Annotated in this window: 16 protein-coding genes; 7 read left to right on the forward strand and 9 right to left on the reverse strand. The window is 65.5% G+C overall.

Annotation, left to right across the window (positions count from 1 at the left end; all coding sequences use genetic code 11):
* Window positions 1–2: 2 nt before the first annotated feature.
* From FQ775_RS16560 to FQ775_RS16600, 9 genes are read right to left on the reverse strand one after another with little or no spacing between them, the layout of a single operon-like run.
* Window positions 3–1,757, reverse strand: a complete 1,755-nt coding sequence (locus FQ775_RS16560) for an FAD-dependent oxidoreductase (RefSeq protein WP_146298496.1) — start codon at window positions 1,755–1,757, stop codon at window positions 3–5.
* Window positions 1,750–2,844 (reverse strand): branched-chain amino acid ABC transporter permease, encoded by a 1,095-nt coding sequence (locus tag FQ775_RS16565; protein WP_146298497.1) that lies wholly within the window; start codon window positions 2,842–2,844, stop codon window positions 1,750–1,752. Before FQ775_RS16565 ends, FQ775_RS16560 begins: the two co-directional genes overlap by 8 nt.
* Before the next feature lie 9 nt (window positions 2,845–2,853).
* Complete coding sequence (locus tag FQ775_RS16570) at window positions 2,854–3,720, reverse strand: branched-chain amino acid ABC transporter permease (RefSeq protein ID WP_146298498.1); 867 nt, start codon at window positions 3,718–3,720, stop codon at window positions 2,854–2,856.
* Window positions 3,717–4,421 carry an ABC transporter ATP-binding protein gene (locus FQ775_RS16575; RefSeq protein ID WP_146301843.1) on the reverse strand — a complete coding sequence of 235 codons (705 nt, stop codon included), beginning with the start codon at window positions 4,419–4,421 and terminating at the stop codon, window positions 3,717–3,719. The genes FQ775_RS16570 and FQ775_RS16575 overlap by 4 nt, the downstream gene beginning before the upstream one ends.
* A gap of 2 nt (window positions 4,422–4,423) precedes the next feature.
* Complete coding sequence (locus FQ775_RS16580; protein WP_146298499.1) at window positions 4,424–5,650, reverse strand: flavin-dependent oxidoreductase; 1,227 nt, start codon at window positions 5,648–5,650, stop codon at window positions 4,424–4,426.
* Window positions 5,647–6,369 (reverse strand): ABC transporter ATP-binding protein, encoded by a 723-nt coding sequence (locus FQ775_RS16585; RefSeq protein WP_246730156.1) that lies wholly within the window; start codon window positions 6,367–6,369, stop codon window positions 5,647–5,649. Before FQ775_RS16585 ends, FQ775_RS16580 begins: the two co-directional genes overlap by 4 nt.
* A 56-nt stretch (window positions 6,370–6,425) precedes the next feature.
* Complete coding sequence (locus FQ775_RS16590) at window positions 6,426–7,706, reverse strand: ABC transporter substrate-binding protein (protein WP_146298501.1); 1,281 nt, start codon at window positions 7,704–7,706, stop codon at window positions 6,426–6,428.
* A gap of 22 nt (window positions 7,707–7,728) precedes the next feature.
* A complete protein-coding gene (locus FQ775_RS16595; protein ID WP_146298502.1) occupies window positions 7,729–8,793 on the reverse strand; it encodes a maleylacetate reductase in 1,065 nt (354 codons plus the stop codon).
* Window positions 8,790–9,668 (reverse strand): dioxygenase family protein, encoded by an 879-nt coding sequence (locus tag FQ775_RS16600; protein WP_146298503.1) that lies wholly within the window; start codon window positions 9,666–9,668, stop codon window positions 8,790–8,792. Before FQ775_RS16600 ends, FQ775_RS16595 begins: the two co-directional genes overlap by 4 nt.
* An 89-nt stretch (window positions 9,669–9,757) precedes the next feature.
* Between FQ775_RS16600 and FQ775_RS16605 the strand changes: the two genes are divergently transcribed.
* The 7 genes from FQ775_RS16605 (at window position 9,758) to FQ775_RS16635 (ending at window position 17,744) form a co-directional block, all read left to right on the forward strand.
* The gene (locus FQ775_RS16605; protein WP_146298504.1) at window positions 9,758–10,708 is read left to right on the forward strand and encodes a LysR family transcriptional regulator; all 951 of its coding nucleotides are present in this window, start codon (window positions 9,758–9,760) and stop codon (window positions 10,706–10,708) included.
* A gap of 397 nt (window positions 10,709–11,105) precedes the next feature.
* The gene (locus FQ775_RS16610; RefSeq protein ID WP_146298505.1) at window positions 11,106–12,119 is read left to right on the forward strand and encodes an ABC transporter substrate-binding protein; all 1,014 of its coding nucleotides are present in this window, start codon (window positions 11,106–11,108) and stop codon (window positions 12,117–12,119) included.
* Between the two features lie 60 nt (window positions 12,120–12,179).
* Entirely contained in the window at window positions 12,180–12,992 is an 813-nt protein-coding gene (locus FQ775_RS16615) for an ABC transporter permease (protein WP_246730157.1), read from the forward strand.
* A 136-nt stretch (window positions 12,993–13,128) separates the two neighbouring features.
* Window positions 13,129–13,965: an ABC transporter ATP-binding protein gene (locus FQ775_RS16620; RefSeq protein ID WP_146301845.1), complete on the forward strand. Its 837-nt coding sequence runs from the start codon at window positions 13,129–13,131 to the stop codon at window positions 13,963–13,965.
* A gap of 402 nt (window positions 13,966–14,367) precedes the next feature.
* Window positions 14,368–15,294, forward strand: coding sequence for an amidohydrolase family protein (locus FQ775_RS16625; protein WP_146298506.1), 927 nt, complete (start codon window positions 14,368–14,370; stop codon window positions 15,292–15,294).
* A gap of 41 nt (window positions 15,295–15,335) precedes the next feature.
* Window positions 15,336–16,277 carry an amidohydrolase family protein gene (locus FQ775_RS16630; RefSeq protein WP_146298507.1) on the forward strand — a complete coding sequence of 314 codons (942 nt, stop codon included), beginning with the start codon at window positions 15,336–15,338 and terminating at the stop codon, window positions 16,275–16,277.
* An 87-nt stretch (window positions 16,278–16,364) separates the two neighbouring features.
* Complete coding sequence (locus FQ775_RS16635; RefSeq protein WP_146298508.1) at window positions 16,365–17,744, forward strand: UbiD family decarboxylase; 1,380 nt, start codon at window positions 16,365–16,367, stop codon at window positions 17,742–17,744.
* Window positions 17,745–17,746 lie beyond the last annotated feature (2 nt).

Raw genomic sequence — 17,746 nt, forward strand, 5'->3', positions numbered from 1 at the left:
GTTCACCTGTCGAGGACGGTTTTGAGGACGCGGCGGAGCTCGGCGGCAGGATCTTCGGCAATCGTGTCGCGGCGCCAGGCGACGTGCTGGTCGGGCCGGGTCAGAATGACGCCCGAATCGCGCACTTCGCGGGCGCGCGCCCAGTCGCCGGTGAAATCGTGCCATTGCTGGCGTGGCCCGATCACATGCGCGGCGATCTCGATACCGAACTCCTCGCCGACCTCGGCGGCGGCGTCGACCCAGCCCTGACCGCCGATGCCGGTCAGAACGGCGAAGCTTCCCTTGCCTGCCAGGTCGAGCGTGGAGACCTTCGATCCGTCATCGGCGAAAACCCAGGCATGCGGCAGCCTGGCGCCGGGAAAGGTCGTCGGCTGGTAGTGCAACTCCGGGTCCTTGTCGAAGGGCGGCTCGGACTGGCCGTCCATGAGCACCGCGTCGGACTTGTAGCGGTGGTTCATCTCGACGCCGTGTGCGTCGAACTCGTAGACCTTGGAGGCGATCGCCTTGCGCACCGCCTCGCGTTGTCTTTCGGCTTCCGGCGTGTCGTCGCAGCGGGCGTCCATGTTCTGCTGCATCTTGACCGGGTCGATCGATTCCAGCAGACCCAGGGCCTCGAAGATCGGGCCGAACTCCTCGATCGACTGGTTGGCGCGCGTCACGATCTGCTTGGCGACGGGCGCGCGCTCGTCCTGATAGCTGGCGAGCAGCTTCGGCCCCGCCTGCCCCTTGAGCACCATGGAAAGCTTCCAGGCGAGGTTGAAGCCGTCCTGGATCGAGGTGTTCGAGCCGAGCCCGTTGGAGGGCGGATGGCGGTGCGTGGCGTCGCCCATGCAGAAGACGCGGCCATTGGACATGGTGGTCGCGTACATGTTGTTGACGGTCCAGGTGGAGACCGATTGCAGGTCGATTTCCAGCTCGGGATCGCCGACGAGGTCGCGCGCGACCTTGGTGGCGAAGGCCTCGTCGACCTCGGGCTCCGGTTCGTTGATGTCGTAGCCCCAGACGATCAGCCACTCGTTCCAGGGCCGCACCATGCGCACCAGGCCCATGCCGATGCCGCCGACATTGGAGCCCGGCTGCAGCACCCAGTAGAGCACGGAAGGGCGGTGGGCGACATATTTCGACAGGTCGGCCTTGAACAGGATGTTCATCGAGCCGCCGACGCCCATCTTGCCTTCGAACTCGAGGCCCGCATGTTCGGCGACCCTGGAGTTGCCGCCGTCGGCGCCGACCAGATATTTCGAGCGGATGGTGATGTTCCTGCCGGTCAGCCGGTCGCGACAGGTCGTGGTGACGCCCTCGGCGTCCTGCTCGTGGGAGAGATACTCCGTCGACATGCGCGCCTGGGTGCCGCGCGAGCACGCCGTCTTGAAGAGCAGCGGCTCCATGAAGGTCTGCGGCAGATCGTTCATGAAGGACGGCGACGAAAGCTGGTGCTCGGCGCGGGAGAGCGGATGCTTGCCCCAGGTCTTCAGCCTGCCGATCTCCTCGCCGGCAAGCGACGTGCAGAAGATGTTCTCGCCCATCAGATCCTGTTCGGTGGCAAAGAGGTAGGCCTCCTTCTCCACCTCCGTACCGAGGTCGCGCAGCACCTCCATCGTGCGCTGGTTGGTGATGTGCGCACGCGGCGTGTTGGCAAGCCAGCGGTAGCGGTTGATCACCATGTTCTCCACGCCATAGGTGGACAACAGCGCAGCAGTCGCCGAACCCGCGGGCCCGGTGCCGATGACGAGAACGTCGGTAGTGATGTCAGCCATGCGGCTCTCCCCCTTGATGCGAACTTTCGGTGATGGCCGGGCCGCCGGTCAGGATGCGGCGAACCGGAAAGAACTGGATGCCGGTACGATCCGAGAACAGGCCCCAAAGGCCGCGCGGCGCGAACAGCATTACCAGGATGCCGATCAGGCCAAGCACGAGCAGGTACCAGGAGCCGTAGTCGGCCAGCAGGTTCTGCAGAACAAAAAAGACAAGGACGCCGACGATCGGTCCCTCGATGGTGCCGATGCCGCCGATGACCACGATGAAGATGACATAGGCGGTCCAGTCGACCACCGAGAAGGCGGCGTCCGGCGAGATGCGGGCCGTCTGGACATAGATCAGCGCCCCGGCAAGGCCGGTGACGAAGGCGGAACCGACATAGATTACCCATCGCAGCCGCGCCCCGTCGACGCCGAGGGCGGCGGCTGCCTGGTGGTTGTCCCTCACCGCCGCGAGCCCTAGCCCCTGGCGGGTGCGCAGCAGCTTGTAGACGGCCCCGATGGTGAGCGCGGCAAGCAGCAGCGCGAGCCAGTAGGTCAGGATGTCTGAAGCGTGCGAGGAGCGCACGCCGAACCATTCGGCGATCGCCTCAACCACCGCCATGTCGCGGGTGGCTCCGGAAGGAAGCGACGTTCCTGTGCCCCCGCCAAGCGCCTTCCATTGCGCGAGCAGGAGGCGGACCACCTCGGCGACGACCCAGGTGCCGATCGCGAAATAGGCGCCATGCAGGCGGAAGGCGAAGAACCCGGTCGGGATGGAAAGCAGCGCCGCCGCGACACCGCCGGCGAGGATCGCGGTGACGGGATCGATCCCCCACAGGCTGACGCAGGCGAACATGGCATAGGCGCCAAAGCCGACAAAGGCCTGCTGCCCGACCGAGACGAGCCCGGCATAGCCGGCGAGCAGGTTCCAGCTCTGCGCCAGCACCAGCATGGTCAGGATGGAAAAGAGATCGCGCAGCATGCTGCGCCCGATGAAGAACGGCGCCAGCAGGCCGACAACGACCAACACCAGGGCAACGACGGCGAAGCCGGTCGACGCGCGGGTGCGTGTCTCGACCTTCCAGTTGCGAACGGTTGCGTCCATGGCGTGCTCCTAGTCGGCGGCGCGCGGGAAGAGGCCGCGCGGCCTGACGATGAGCACGACCAGGAAGGCGACATGGCCCGCGAGGATCTGCCACTCCGGATTGACCGCGGCGCCGACCGTCTGGGCGACGCCGATGATGATGCCGCCGGCAAGCGTGCCCCACAGCGAGCCGAGGCCGCCGATGATGACCGCCTCGAAAGCGTAGATCAGCCGCGCAGGACCGATGGTCGGGTCGAAATTGGCGCGGGTGCCGAGATAGAGCGCGGCAATGGTGACGACGACCATCGCGATACCGGTGGCGGTGGCGAAGACGCGCCGGGGCTCGACGCCCATGAGGCCGGCCGTCACCGGGTCGTCCGATGTCGCCCGGAACGCGCGCCCGAGGGCGGTGCCGTAGAAGACACGGTTGAGAATGACGATAACCGCGACCGCCGAGACGAAGGTGAGCAACGGCATCACCCCAACACTGACCGCGCCAAGATCGAGCGATGCCGTTTCGAGCGCGCCGCCCGCCGGGATGCGGCGGCTGTCGGCGGAAAAGCCTTCCAGCAGGGCGTTCTGGATCACGATCGAAAGGCCGAACGTGACCAGCAGCGGCGGCAGGATGTCGTCGCCGAGCGTCCGGTTGAGAACGTGGTACTGGAGAAACCAGCCGACCGCGAACATCAGCGGCGCCGCCACCAGCGCGGCGACGAAGGCATTGAGCCCGAGCGCTGTGACCAGGAGGAGGATCAGGAAGGCAGCCAGCACGATCAGGTCGCCATGGGCGAGATTGACCAGCCGCATGATGCCGAAGACGAGGCTGAGGCCGGCCGCAAACAGCGCGTAGAGCCCGCCCAGCAGGATGCCTTGCACGATGGTGTCGAGCCAGTTCATGCCGCCACCCCGAAATAGGCGGCGTGGATGTCGTCGCGGGTCAGCGACGCCGGTGTGCCGGTCAGCGTCACCCGACCTTCCATGAGGCAATAGACGCGGTCGGCGACCTTGAGCGCCTGACCGATATTCTGCTCCACGACGATCACGGATGCCCCGCTTGCCAGGATGCGCGGAAAGGCCGCGTAGATGTCGCGGATGACGACCGGAGCGAGGCCGAGGCTGATTTCGTCGCAAAGGAGCACGCGCGGATTGGACATCAGCGCGCGCCCGATCGCCACCATCTGCTGCTGGCCGCCCGAGAGCGCGGTGCCCGGATTGTCGCGGCGTTCGCGCAGGACCGGAAACAGCTCGTAGATGGTTTCCAGCGACCATACGCCGTCGACCGCGCGGCCGTGGCGGCCGATCAGAAGGTTCTCCTCGACCGACAGCGACGGAAACAGGCGGCGGCCCTCCGGCACCATCGCGATGCCGCGTGCCATGACCTTCGGCGCCGAAAGTGCGCCGATCGGCTCACCATTAAAGACGATCTCGTCGGCGGCGTTGGCAAGCACGCCAGCGATCGAGCGCAGCAAGGTGGTCTTGCCGGCGCCATTTGCTCCTATGACGGCGACGGTCTCACCGGGCCCTAGTGCGATGTCGACGCCGAACAGGGCCTGGAAGTCGCCGTAGCGGGCCGAAAGGCGCCTCGTTTCCAGCAGCATGCTCACTCGGCCCTCCGCGTAAAGCCCGCGACCTGGCGATAGCGGCTCGCCACCGCCTCGACTTCATGCGGGGCGATGAGATCCTCGAGGGCGTCATCAGGACCGGTGAGGCGGGCGTCGGCGATGTCGAGAACCTGTTCCGGTCCGGCCTGGCGATTGGCAAGCACGACGCCGGACGTCCTGGGCAGCCGATCCGCCTCATAAGTCGCCAGCCCCTCATCGACCGACACCGCTTCGCCGAGATGGGCGGCCAGAGCGCCGGCATCGATGATCGCCTGGGAAGCACCATTCGCGCCGATCGGGTACATCGGATGGGCGGCGTCGCCGAGCAGCGTCGCCCGGCCCCGCCCCCAGTGCCCGAGCGGATCGCGATCGATCATCGGATATTCGAGCACGGTCTCGGTCGAACTCATCAGTTCGACGATGTCGATATCGGGCATGCGGAATTCGCTGAACGCCGAGATGAAGTCCCGATCGCCGCGGTCCGCCCAGCCGGCCTCCGTCGCCGGCCTCGGCCGGTCGTGGCGCACCTCGGCGACCCAGTTGACGAGCGAGCGCCCGCGCCGGCGCGCTTTCTCCGAAATCGGGTAGCAGACGAACTTCACATCATGGTTGCCGGCGATGAACATGGTGCGGCCGTCGCCGAAGGGTTCGCGCTCGACGGCGCCGCGAAACATCATCATTCCCTCGGCATGGGCCGGCCCTTCGTCGGGATGGAGGATGGAACGAACGCGCGAGTGAAACCCGTCCGCGCCGACCAGCAGGTCGCCGCCGACTTTGATCGTTTCGCCCGACGGCGTACGGAAGCGGGCGGTCACCCCGCCGCAGGTCTGCTCGAAGGTCTCGAGCCGCATCCCCGTTTGCACCGCTTCTTCGCCGAGCCTTTCGCGGACCGCGTCGAGCAGGAGCATCTGGAGGTGGCCGCGATGGATCGAATATTGCGGGTGCTCGAAGCCGGCCTCGATGCCACGCGGATCCGACGCGATCAGGTGGCCGTAGCGGGTCCGGTATTCGATGGCGCGGGTGCGAATCCCGCTGCGGTCGAGTGCATCGCCCAGGCCGAGCCCGTAGAGCACGCGCGCGCCATGCGGCAGAAGGTTGATACCGACACCGAGCGGCCGCAACGCGGCCACGGCCTCGAACACGGTCGCGCGAATTCCGTTCGCGTGAAGCGCCAATGCGGCAGCCAGACCGCCGATCCCGCCACCGATGACCAGCGCGTGTTTCATACTTCGATGCCCAGATAGATCTCGCGGACCGCGCGCGACTCCATGATCTCCGCCGGATCGCCGATGCCGATCACCTTGCCGAAGTCGAGCACGAGGAGGCGGTCGACCACGGAGGTCAGCGCGTGGAGCACATGCTCGATCCAGACGATGGTGACGCCGCCGCCATGGACGCGCCGGATCGTCTCCACGAGCTGACCGCATTCGGCTTCCGTCAGCCCGCCGGCGATCTCGTCGAGCAGAAGCAGCGTCGGCTGCGTCGCCAGCGCGCGGGCCAGTTCCAGCCTTTTGCGTTCGAGCAGCGACAGACCGCCGGCAGGCACGTTGGCCCGCCGCACGAGACCGGTCTCGGCCAGGATATCCGCGCAGGCATCGGCGGCCTCGGCCTCGCTCGCCCCCGAACCGAACATCGCCGCGACGAGCAGGTTCTCGAACACCGTCAGCTTCTCGAAGGGCTGAGGGATCTGGAACGTACGGCCGATCCCCATCAGACAGCGCTGCATCGGGTGCGTCCGGGTGATGTCCCGGCCCGAAAAGGCGATGCGGCCGCCGTCGACGGCGACGTTGCCGGTGATCAGGTTGAACAGCGTCGACTTGCCGGCGCCGTTCGGGCCGATGATGCCCAGTGCCTGACCCGCCGGAACGTCGAACGAGACGTCGTCGGCCACCCTGAGGGCGCCGAAGCTCTTGTTCACCTGTTCCAGCTTGAGAACCGATGTCACGCGTATCCACTCCTCGATGAGGCAGGCGGACGGGAATCCCCGTCCGCCTTGCCGCTTCAGGCGATGGCTTCCATGGCGCCGCCGGTCGGAATGTTCGGCGCCGTCTTGTTGTCGGTGATGACGAGGTCGTAACCTCCACCCTCCTTCAATCGCCATTGTCCGCCGACAAGCGGTGTCTTGGCGACGTTTTTCTGCGCGAAGGGCGGCAGGTTGGCGCCGTCCCAGGCAAGCGGCCCGACGATGGTGTCGAGCTTCGTCGCCGCGATCGCCTCGACGACGGCTGCCGAATCGGTCGGATCGGAGACCCGCTTCATGACGTCGGCGGCGACCTCGAACAGGGCGTGCACGAAGCCGATCGGCTGGGTCCACGGCCGTCCTGTCGCCTCCGTGAAGCCGGCGGCGAGATCGGCCGCGCTTGCGCCGGTCAGCGACGACTTGAAGGGATGGCTCGGCGACCACCAGACCTCCGAGGAGAGGTTGTGGCCGGCGTCTCCCAGCGCTTCGACGGCCTGCGGGAAAAGGATCGCCTTGCCGATCGAGGCGACCTTCGGCGTGAAGCCCTGCTGCTTGGCCTGGTTCCAGAAGGTGGTGAAGTCCGGCGGGATCATCACCCCGGTGATCACCTCGCAGTTGGCCTGCTTGAAGGCGTTGATCTGGGCCGAAAAGTCGTCGGTCAGGTTCTGGTAGCGGCCGGGATCGGTCAGGGTGTAGCCCTGATCGGCGAGGACCGGCGGGAAGCCGACATTGGGATCGCCCCAGGCATTGCCGTCGCCATCATTGGGAAACAGCCCGCCGACCGACTTGTTGGTCTCGACCTGCGCCCACATGTTGGTGAAGACCGCGATCACGTCCTCCAGTCCCCAGAAGAAGTGGAAGGCGCTGTTGAAAGGCTGCCATGAGCCCGGATCGCCGGGATTGGCCTGCTGGCCGATGAACCAGGGCTGCCACGGCGCCACGGTCGAGATGCAGGGGATCTCCTCCGCCTCGCAGGTGGTCGTCACCGGATTGGTGGTCTCCGGCGTCGAGGCGACAAGCATCAGGTTGATCTCGTCATCGACGATCAGTTCGCCGGCGACCTCCGCCGCGCGGTTGGGATTGGACTGGCTGTCCTTGACGATCACCTCGGCTTCGAGGCCGGCCGCGCTGGCCGCCGCCTTGAAACCTTCGATGATGAAATTGTCGGCCTCGGCGAAGGCGGCCAGCGGTCCCGTCTGCGGGCTGACATAGCCGAGGCGGACGGCCGACGCCTGCCCGATCGCCGGCATCGGCAGGCCGGCAAGGCCGGCCGCGGCGCCGCTTGCGGCGGCGGACTTCAAGAGTGTTCGTCTGCTGATCATTGTCGTTTCCTCCCTTTGTCGTTCAGTCTTGCGGACGGTCGCCGCGCCAGGCAGCGTGCAGCATCGCGCCGATCGCATCCCGTTCCACCGGGCGCGGGTTCCAGTAAGGGTTGGCGGTCGCGATCTCCGCGGCCCGATCGAGATCGGCAGCCGACAGCCCGAGTTCGCGCAACGAGGCCGGCGCGTCGACCATGCGGGCAAAGTCCCACAGGCCCACGCCTGCCGGCGCGCCGAAAATATCGGCGATCGGCGCGAGCAGGTCGGGCACAGCGCCGGCATTGTAGGCAATCGAATAAGGCAGCATGATCGCATGCGTTTCCGCGTGCGGCGTGTCGAAAGTGCCGCCGAGCGTGTGGCAGATCTTGTGATGAAGCGCCATTCCGACCGTTCCCAGCACCGTGCCGCACAGCCAGGCGCCATAAAGCGCCGACGTGCGAGCCTCGGCATCGCTTGGGCTGCCGGTAATGACAGGAAGGGCCTGACGCATCGCGCGCAGGCCTTCGACCGCCATCAGGGTGGAGATCGGATTGCGGTCACGGGCGTAAAGCGCCTCGGCCGCGTGTGCCATGGCGTTGAGGCCGCTGGTGACACTCATCGCCACCGGCAGGCCAAACGTCAGGTCGGGATCGTAGATGACGACTTCCGGCCGCACCCTCGGGTCGCGAAGCGTAGTCTTTGTTCCGCCTTCGGTCTGGCCGAGAATGTCGGTGACCTCCGAACCGGCATAGGTGGTCGGAATGACGATCTGCGGCAGGTCGGTACGCAGCGCGATGGCCTTGCCCAGCCCCGTGGTCGATCCACCGCCCAGCGCGACGAGGCAGTCGGCGCCGCTTTCGCGAAGCCGGACGAGCGCCTGTTCCGTAACAGCAACCGGCGTGTGCATCGCCGCACCGGCGAAGACGCCCGCGCCGCGATCGCCCAGCGAGGCGGCCATGGCTTCGGCATCGGCCGCCTGCTGCGGCGTCGAAAGGACGAGCGCGCGGCGGCAGCCAATCCGTTCGATCCATTCGCCGACCGCGCGACTTGCTCCACGGCCGAAAACAACGGTCACGGGGTGGCCCACATAGGTGAAGTCGGGCAGCGTCATGACGCGGCCCTCGCATTGCGGTCACGCGCCATGACGAGATCGAGTTCGAGCGTCCAGCGCAGCCCGTCATCGCCACTGGCGCAACCGAAACTGGCGACCAACTCCGGTTTGACGCAAAACGTCGCATCCTCGTTCAAGGCAGGATCGGCGCGGTCGAATATCTGCGTCGTGATCGTCTCGAACCCGCCGGCGCGGACCAGAAAATGCAGGTGAGCCGGCCGGCGAAGCGGATAGCCGATGCTGTCGAGCAGTTGCCCGGCGGGTCCATCGTCGGGCACCTTGTACCCCGCAGGCTTCACTGTCCGGTAGTAAAAGCGCCCGGCCGCGTCGGTGCGGAAGCTGCCGCGCAGATTGAATTCGGGCTGGAGATCGGGCTGCTGGTTTTCGTAAAGGCCCTGGCCGTTGGCCTGCCAGGTTTCGACGATGGCACCCGCGACCGGTTTGCCGTCGAGGTCGACCACCCGGCCGCTGACCTCGAGCGGCTCGCCGCGACCGTCAAGGCAGATGTCGGCGCCGAGCGGCAGCCGGGGAGCGTCGGCCCGATAGAACGGCCCACGCGGCGTGTTCGGTGTCGCGCCGCGCGGACGCTGCGAATTGATTTCCTCGATCAGGGCGGTGATGCCGAGCAGGTCGGACAAAAGCACCCATTCCTGACGGCGTTCGTCACTCGCATGCCCGACCTCGGTCAGGAAGGTCACCGCATCGCGCCATTGCGCGGCCGTCGGGCGGACTTCGAGGATTACCTCATGCAGGTGTCGAACCACGCTCGCCAGCGCCTGTGGCAAGGCTCCGTCGCCCGCGCGCGAAAGCCGCCGCCCGACGATGTCGGACGCGTTGCGCGCATTCAGCGTTTGCGGGCTTCCGGACGCCGGCATGCCTCTCCCCGAGCTTGACCTCGACAAAGGCTAGCAGGCGCTTGACGCGCGGTTGATGATTTTCCGGCCAATTAATATAGCATATCGCTATGAAGCTCGATGAAAGGCATCTGCTGCAGCTGGCCGCCGTGGTGCGGGCGGGCAGCGTGACCGAAGGGGCGGCGTCCATCGGCATGTCGCAGCCGGCAGTCTCACGCACACTCGCCATGCTCGAGAAGCGGCTCGGTGAACCTCTGTTCCTGAAGGGAAGGCGGCCGCTGCAGCCGACGCCGCTCGGGCGGGCGCTTGCCGAACATGGCCAGACGATGCTGCTGGCCTCCCGCAAGGCATCCGAAGTCGTCGACAGCTTCCGCTACGGGCGCACGGGCACGGTGCGCATCGGCGGCACGCCGTTCTTCATGGATGCGCTGATCTCCGGCATCATCGCCGAATTCCAGAACGCCTACCCGGACGTCCGCGTCGAGCAGAGCTACGGCTATCTGCCCGAACTGCAGGCCGGCATCCACGCCGACCGGCTCGACCTGGCCATCTGCCCGATGGCCATCCTCGACGAGGGTTCCGGGCTGGTGTTCACGGAAATTCTGCCCGGGCGCAACGTCGTCGCCTGCCGTTCGACACATCCGCTGCTCTTGCGGCGCAAGCTCAGCACGAGCGAGTTGCTCGACTTTCCCTGGATCGCGCCGCCTCCCGGCAGTCCGCTGCTGGCCGACCTGCACAGCCTGCTGCTGTCGCTCGGCGCCACCGAAATCAATGTGCGCTATTCCGGCGGATCGCTGACCAGCGCCATGATCTACCTGAAGGGAACCGACGCCCTCACCGTGCTGCCGCACGGTGTCGTCTTCGCCTTCCGAAAGGAGAACGCGATCACCGCCTTGCCCGTCAACGTGCCGCATCCGCAGCGGGCGCTGGGGCTTCTGAGGCTCGCCAATGCGCCCCGCGCGCCCGCGGTCGACGCCTTTGCCGGCCATGTCACCGAGGCGTTCAAGAGCCTGCGCCACCTCATCAAGCGGCACGAGGAAGCGGTGATCTGGGGCGCCTGAGGCCGGCGCCTCATCTCGCCCGCGGGCTCGTCGCGGGCCCCGCCGACGCCCGTTCGCAGACCGACGATGCGGCGACGCATTGCCCCTCTCCTGCTAACAAGTGTTTCGCTTTGACAGGCGATGACGCCCGATGTAGCGTAATCGGGCCGCGTGAGTAGAAGCGCACCAATCCTTGCCGCTCCTTGAGCGGGGGAGATAATTGCTCACTTGTTGGAACACCAACGGGTTGGGCTGCGCTCTCGAAACGGACTTCCCAATCCGCTGGATTTCAACCGGGGCTTTCGGCCCCCGGCGACCATGGCCCTAAGGGAATGTGCACGCACATCGTCCGGGCGATGGCTTCTTGTTGGCGCTTGTTCAACCGGTCGTCACCACGGCCGGGTGCTGGGAGGAGAAGATGCGCAAACTGACTCGAATTCTGACTGCAATCCTGTTCGTCGCCCTGGCGGGGCCCGTCGTTGCCCAGGAACTCACCAAGGTGCGGTTCATCCATGAATGGCGTTTCGAAGGCCATGTGGCGCCGTTCCTCGTCGCCCTCGACAAGGGCTTCTATGAGGAAGAGGGGCTCGACGTCACCATCGACCCGGGCACCGGAAGCCTTGACGGCATCAACCGTATCGCCTCCGGCTCCTACGACATCGGCCAGATGGACCTCAATGCCCTGATCAAGTATCGCGACTCCGCCGATGCCGCCAAGATCAAGGCGGTGCTGGTCACCTACAACAAGCCGCCCTTCGCCGTGCTGACCCTGAAAAAGAACGGCATCGCCGCGCCCAAGGATCTCGAGGGCAAGACGATCGGCGCGCCGGCGGCGGACGCGGCCTATTCGCACTGGCCGATCTTCGCCAAGATCAACGATGTCGACTCCTCGACCATCAACTTCGAGAATGTCGGCTTCCCGGTTCGTGAAACACTTCTCGTGCAAGGGCAGGTCGACGCTGTCACGGCCTTCATCAGCAATATCCTGGCGCTCAAGGCCATGGGCATCTCCGACGACGAGGCGGTTGGCCTGATGATGGCGGACTACGGGGTCGATCTCTATGGCAGTGCGGTCATGGCGAGCCCGAAATTCCTCGAGGAGAACCCGGAGGCGGTGAAGGGCTTCGTTCGCGCCACCATTCGCGGTTTCCAGGAAGCCTACAGGGATCCCGAAGGCGCGATGGACAGCCTGATGAAGTTCAACCCGATCGCCAAGCGCGACATCGAGCTCGAACGGCTGCAGGTGGTCGCCTCGCAATGCTACTTCACCGACCATGTGAAGGAAAACGGCTTCGGCACGGTCGAGATGGAGCGCCTAGCAAGTTCCATCGACCAGCTCGCCACCACCTTCGACTTCACCAACAAGCCGGCGGCCGACGACGTCTACACCGACGCCTTCCTGCCGCCGCGTGAAGAGCGCATGCTCCCCTGACCTGAGCCGCCGGGAGCGGCAATGCCGCTCCCGGTCCGTTCGCGCGAAAAGGTACCAACCATGGCACAAATCGAAATGGCGCCGGCCGTTGACCGGAGATGGACCAACTGGGCATGGCATGCCGAAAACATCGCCTCGCCCGTACTTTTCACCGTCGGCCTGTTCCTGATCTGGGAAGTGGCGTGCCGGTTGTTCGACATTCCCGAGACGATCCTGCCGAAGGCATCCTCGACGCTCTACGCGCTGTGGGAATTCCGCGCGGTGATCCTCGACAACACCATCGTGACGCTGTGGACGACGCTGGTCGGCTTCGCGCTCGCCATCATCATCGGCCTGCTGCTCGGCGTTGCCGTCGGCTGGCACCGCGCGGTCTATTCCGCGGTCTATCCGGCGCTGATCGCGTTCAACTCGATACCCAAGGTCGCCGTCGTTCCGATCCTGATCCTGTGGTTCGGCCTGGGCACGGTTCCGGCGATCCTCACCGCCTTCCTGATCTCGTTCTTCCCGATCGTGGTGAACGTGGCGACAGGACTGGCAACCGTCGAGCCGGAGCTGGAGGATGTGCTGCGCGCGCTCGGCGCCAAGAAGCTGGTCGTCATGACCAAGGTCGGTATCCCGCGCTCGCTGCCGCATTTCTTCGGCTCGCTCAAGGTCGCCATCACCCTTGCCTTCATCGGCGCGGTCGTCGCGGAGACGGCCGGTGCCAGCCGCGGGCTCGGAAAGCTGATGCTCGACGCGCAGGCCGCCTTCCAGGTGCCGATCGTGTTTGCCGCGCTGCTGGTGCTCTCGGTGCTCGGCATTCTGCTTTACGCGGTCACGGCGATGATCGAACAGCGGTTTACCGGCTGGGCGCACCGCTCGCAGAACCATTGACAAGCAATATGCCGGCCGCCCGGCGCGGCTTATGGGATGATGGGAGACGGCAATGACCGTTCTGTGGAATGAAGGCATGATCAGCGAATCCGACGGCAAGAAAGCCAAGCGGCCCGTCTCGCTCGACCGGTCGCAGATGGCGCCGGCCGAACAGTCGGCGGCAAGAAACTTCGTCGATATCTCCGACGTCACGCTTTCCTATGGCGGCGAGGGAGGAGGCGTGCTGGCCGTCGAGGATCTGACGATGTCGGTCCGCGAGGGCGAATTCGCCGCCGTGGTGGGACCTTCGGGCTGCGGCAAGTCGACCCTGATGAAACTCACCACCGGTCTCGTGGTGCCGCAGAAAGGCCGGATCACGGTCGACGGGAACCGGGTCAAGGGTCCGCTCGATATTGTCGGCATGGCCTTCCAGAACCCTTCGCTGCTTCCCTGGCGGCGCACCTTGCAGAACATCATGCTGCCGCTCGAGATCGTCTCGCCGCATGCCGAGAGGCTGAGGAAGAACAAGGCGGAATATGTCGCGCGCGCCGAGGCGATGCTCGAACTGGTCGGGCTTGGCGGCTTCGGCCCGCGATATCCATGGCAGCTTTCCGGCGGCATGCAGCAGCGCGCCAATCTGTGCCGTGCGCTGATCCACGAGCCGGGCCTCTTGATGCTCGACGAGCCCTTCGGCGCGCTTGACGCGTTCACGCGCGAGGAGCTGTGGGGCGTCATCCGCGACCTGCACCAGAAGAAGAAGTTCACCGTGGTGCTCGTTACCCACGATCTGCGCGAGGCTGTCTACCTGGCCGACCGCGTCTTCGTCATGAGCGCCCGGCCCGGCAAGGTCGTGCTGGAACGCAAGATCGACTTCGAACGTCCGCGCCCGATCGACCTGACCTACACGGGCGAGTTCAACGACGTCGTTCACGAGTTGAGAGAGAAGATCGCCGAGGCGCGCGCCGACACGCCGCAGATCGGAACGAAAAGCTAGGCGGACGGGGGGCAACGCTTCCGCGCATGGCGCGCGGAAGCGTTGCAGACGGTGATGCACGCCGCGCAGCCCGGCGGGGCCTCCGGGGGAACCGGAGGCAACGTCCGCGATATGCCTGTTTGTCATTTAAATATTTGAAATCTTTCGATTTTTTCCGATTTTTTTCTTTCCAGGCCGCAAGTTTTGCGCTACACTCCCTTCCATTGTCAGTAGAAGCAGCAACCGTATTTCGGTCGCGTTCGGCGCGAAAAATCCGGTCGGGAATTGCTGGCATGCGATCACGCGATCTGCGCCCGACGGTAATATCTGACAGAGTCTTCGGCAGAGTTGTTGTCGGGCGTGGTGGTTTCGCCGCGCACGGTTTCCCGTGTTGGCGGAACATTGCCAATTTTGGAGACAACGATGATTATCGACATTAGCTGCTACCCCACCAAGCTGGTCGACCTGGCATGGCGGCATGATGGCGATCCGTTCACCGGCGAGCGTCTTTTGAAGATGATGGACGGGCCGTTCTGGGTGAACGGCAAGCCGCGCCGCATCGACAAGGCCTTCATCCAGCCGCCGCAGGGCAACACCATCTACACGCATGGCCACGGCGACCTGGAAGGCAAGGAAGCCATCCGCGACTACATGGCCTACACCGTCGAACTGGTCCAGAAGTACCCCGACCGGTTCCTCGGCTGCTTCGTCTACAATCCCCGCTACGGCACCCAGAACGGCGCCGAGGAGATCGAGCACCACGCCAAGGAATACGGCTTCAAGATGGTGCAGCTGCAGGCCAACATGCACGCCTACCGGCCGGACCGGGCGCTCGACTGGCTGCGGCCGGCCATGCGGAAATGCGCCGAGTTGGGCCTGCTGGTGAAGGTGCATACCGGCGACGGACCATACTCGATCCCCACCGAGTTCTATCCGATCATCCGCGAGTTTCCCGAGGTCAATTTCATCCTCGGCCACTTCGGCGTGCAGACAGGCGGTGTCTACTGCTTCGAGCCGTTCCAGATGGCACTCGACGCACCCAACGTCTACGCCGAGTCGGGCTGGTGCCTGCAGTCGCGCATCGTCGAGTTCGCCAAGGAACTGCCGAAGGAGAAGATCCTGTTCGGTACCGACACGCCGCCCAACGAGCCCGGCATGTGGCTGCGCCTGCTCGAGGTTCTGTGCCACGAGCCGCCTCAGGGTCTGAACCTCGATGAGGACACGCTGGAAGACTATTTCGGCAACAATGTCGCGCGCATGATCGGCCTCGATCCGACGCCGCCGCCGCGCACCGTCGAGGAAGCCAAGGCCCGCCTTACGGGCGACAGCCCCGCACTCGCAACGGCCTGAGGCCGTCAGGCGATCTCTCTACCGAATTCCGGAGATCAACGATGATTATCGACACCCACCTGCATCCGACCAACCTGGTCGACGAGGCCTGGCGGCACACCGGCACGCCGTTCACCGGCGAGCGCATGCTCAAGCTCATGGACGGCCCGTACTGGATCAACGGCAAGCCGCGCCGCATCGACATGGGCTTCATCCAGCCGCCGCCCGGCAACACCGGCTACCGCGACGGCAACCGCATGGGCCGCGAGGGCATTCGCGACTACATGGCCTACATCGCCGAGCTGTGCCAGAAATATCCGGACCGCTTCATCGGCAACTTCAACTACAACCCGCGCTGGGGTCCGGAAAACGGCGCCGCGGAGCTGGAATTCCACGTCAAGGAATACGGCTTCAAGATGCTGAAGCTGCATGCCAACATGCATGGCTACCGGCCCGACCGGGCCTTGGAGTGGCTGCGCCCGGCGATGAAGAAATGCGCCGAGCTCGGCGTGGTCGTGCTCATCCACACCGGCGACGGGCCCTACACGATCCCGACCATGTTCTATCCGATCATCCGGGAGTTCCCGATGGTCAACTTCATCATCGGCCATTTCGGCATCCAGACCGGCGGCAACTATTCCTTCGAATCCTTCTGGATGGCGATGGACACGCCCAACGTCTATTGCGAGAGCGGCTGGTGCTTCCAGTCGCGCATCGTCGAGTTCGCCAAGGAACTGCCGAAGGACAAGATCGTCTTCGGCACCGACTCGCCGCCGAACGAGCCGGGCATGTGGCTGCGCGAACTCGAAGTCCTGTGCCACGAACCGCCACAGGGCCTCGGCCTGTCGGAAGACGACCTCGAAGGTTACCTCGGCAACAACATCGCCAAGCTGGTCGGCATCGACCCCACCCCTCCGCCTCGCACCATGGATGAGGCGAAGGCCCGCCTGACGGACACCTATGCCGGTGTCAAGGGCGGCGCGGGCCAGGCTGTTCCCGCCTGATGCCCGATGCGGCGGTCCGGCCTCGCCGGACCGCCGCTCTCCTTCGGGAGCGAAGAAACGCAAAACGAGAAGAACAACGAGACTGCCATGGACAAGCGGGCCCCTCACGACAGCCAGGATGTGCGCCATTTCCTCGCGGCCTATGCGGCCGCCCATCCCGAGGACGTGCTGACCGTCGAGGAGCCGGTCTCCGACGACCAGGACGTGTCAGCGTTCATCTGGGCTCTGAAGGAACAGAACCGATCGCCGCTGCTGCATTTCCGCAAGGTCGGCGGCATCGGCGTCGAAGTCGTCTCCAACATCTTCGGGTCGCGCCAGCGCATCGCACGCATGTTCGGGGTCGAGGAAGGGCAGCTGCACGAGGCTTACCAGGCACGGTCCAGGGAGGAAGTGAAACCGGTCGAGCTACGCGACGGCCCGGTGACCGAACTGGTCACCCAGGACGGCATCGACCTCTCGACCCTGCCGATGCTCAAGCATTTCGAGACCGACCGGACCAAATACATCACCAGCGGCGTCATCATCGCCGAGCACCCCGAGACCGGCGGCGGCAATCTCAGCTACCACCGGGCAATGATTCATTCGAAGAACGAGCTCGCCACCAGCCTGCATTCGCGGGGGCATCTGTGGCGGCTTCTGAACATGGCCAAGGAACGCGGCGAGCCGCTCAAGGTCGCCATGGTCATCGGCGCCCACCCGCTGTTCATGATCGCCGCCTCGGCACGGCTGGCCTTTGGCGCCGACGAGCGCGACGTGGCCGGCGGTCTGCTCGGCGAACCGCTCAAGGTCGTGCGCACGCCGAAGCACGGCATCCGCGTGCCCGCCTTCGCCGAGATCGTGCTCGAGGGCGTGATCGATCCCGAGGCACATGTCGAGGAGGGGCCGTTTGGCGAGTTCACCGGCTATTCGTCCGACCGCTCGACCAACAATCTGTTCCGCGTCGAGACCGTCATGCGGCGCAGCGATGCCATGCTGGTCTCCGTCGCCGGCGGCAATTCCGCCGAGCATCTCAATCTAGGCCGCGTGCCGCGCGAGGCCGAGATGGTGGAAAAGCTCAAGCAGCGTTTCCCGAGCGTGACAGCGGTCCACTATCCGGCCTCGGGCACCCATTTCCACGCCTATGTGGCGCTCAACCAGATGCGGCCCGGCGAGGCGCGCCAGGTCATGCTCGGCCTGCTCGGCTGGGACGCCTATCTGAAGACCGTGATCGCGGTCGACGCCGATGTCGATGTCACGCGCGATTCCGACGTCTTGTGGGCGCTGTCGACCCATTTCCAGCCGCACCGCGACGTCGTCATCATCGAGGGCCTGCCGGGCAACGCCCTCGATCCCTCGGCCTCGGGCATCGGCACCACGTCGCGCATGGGGCTCGACGCCACGCGCGGTCCCGATTTCCACGGTACGCTGGCCAAAATCAGCGACGAGGCCTTCGCGCGCGCCCGCGCCATCCTTGGCCGAGTGGGCTAATC

This window comes from Nitratireductor mangrovi (genome assembly GCF_007922615.2).
Classification (GTDB): domain Bacteria; phylum Pseudomonadota; class Alphaproteobacteria; order Rhizobiales; family Rhizobiaceae; genus Mangrovimarina; species Mangrovimarina mangrovi.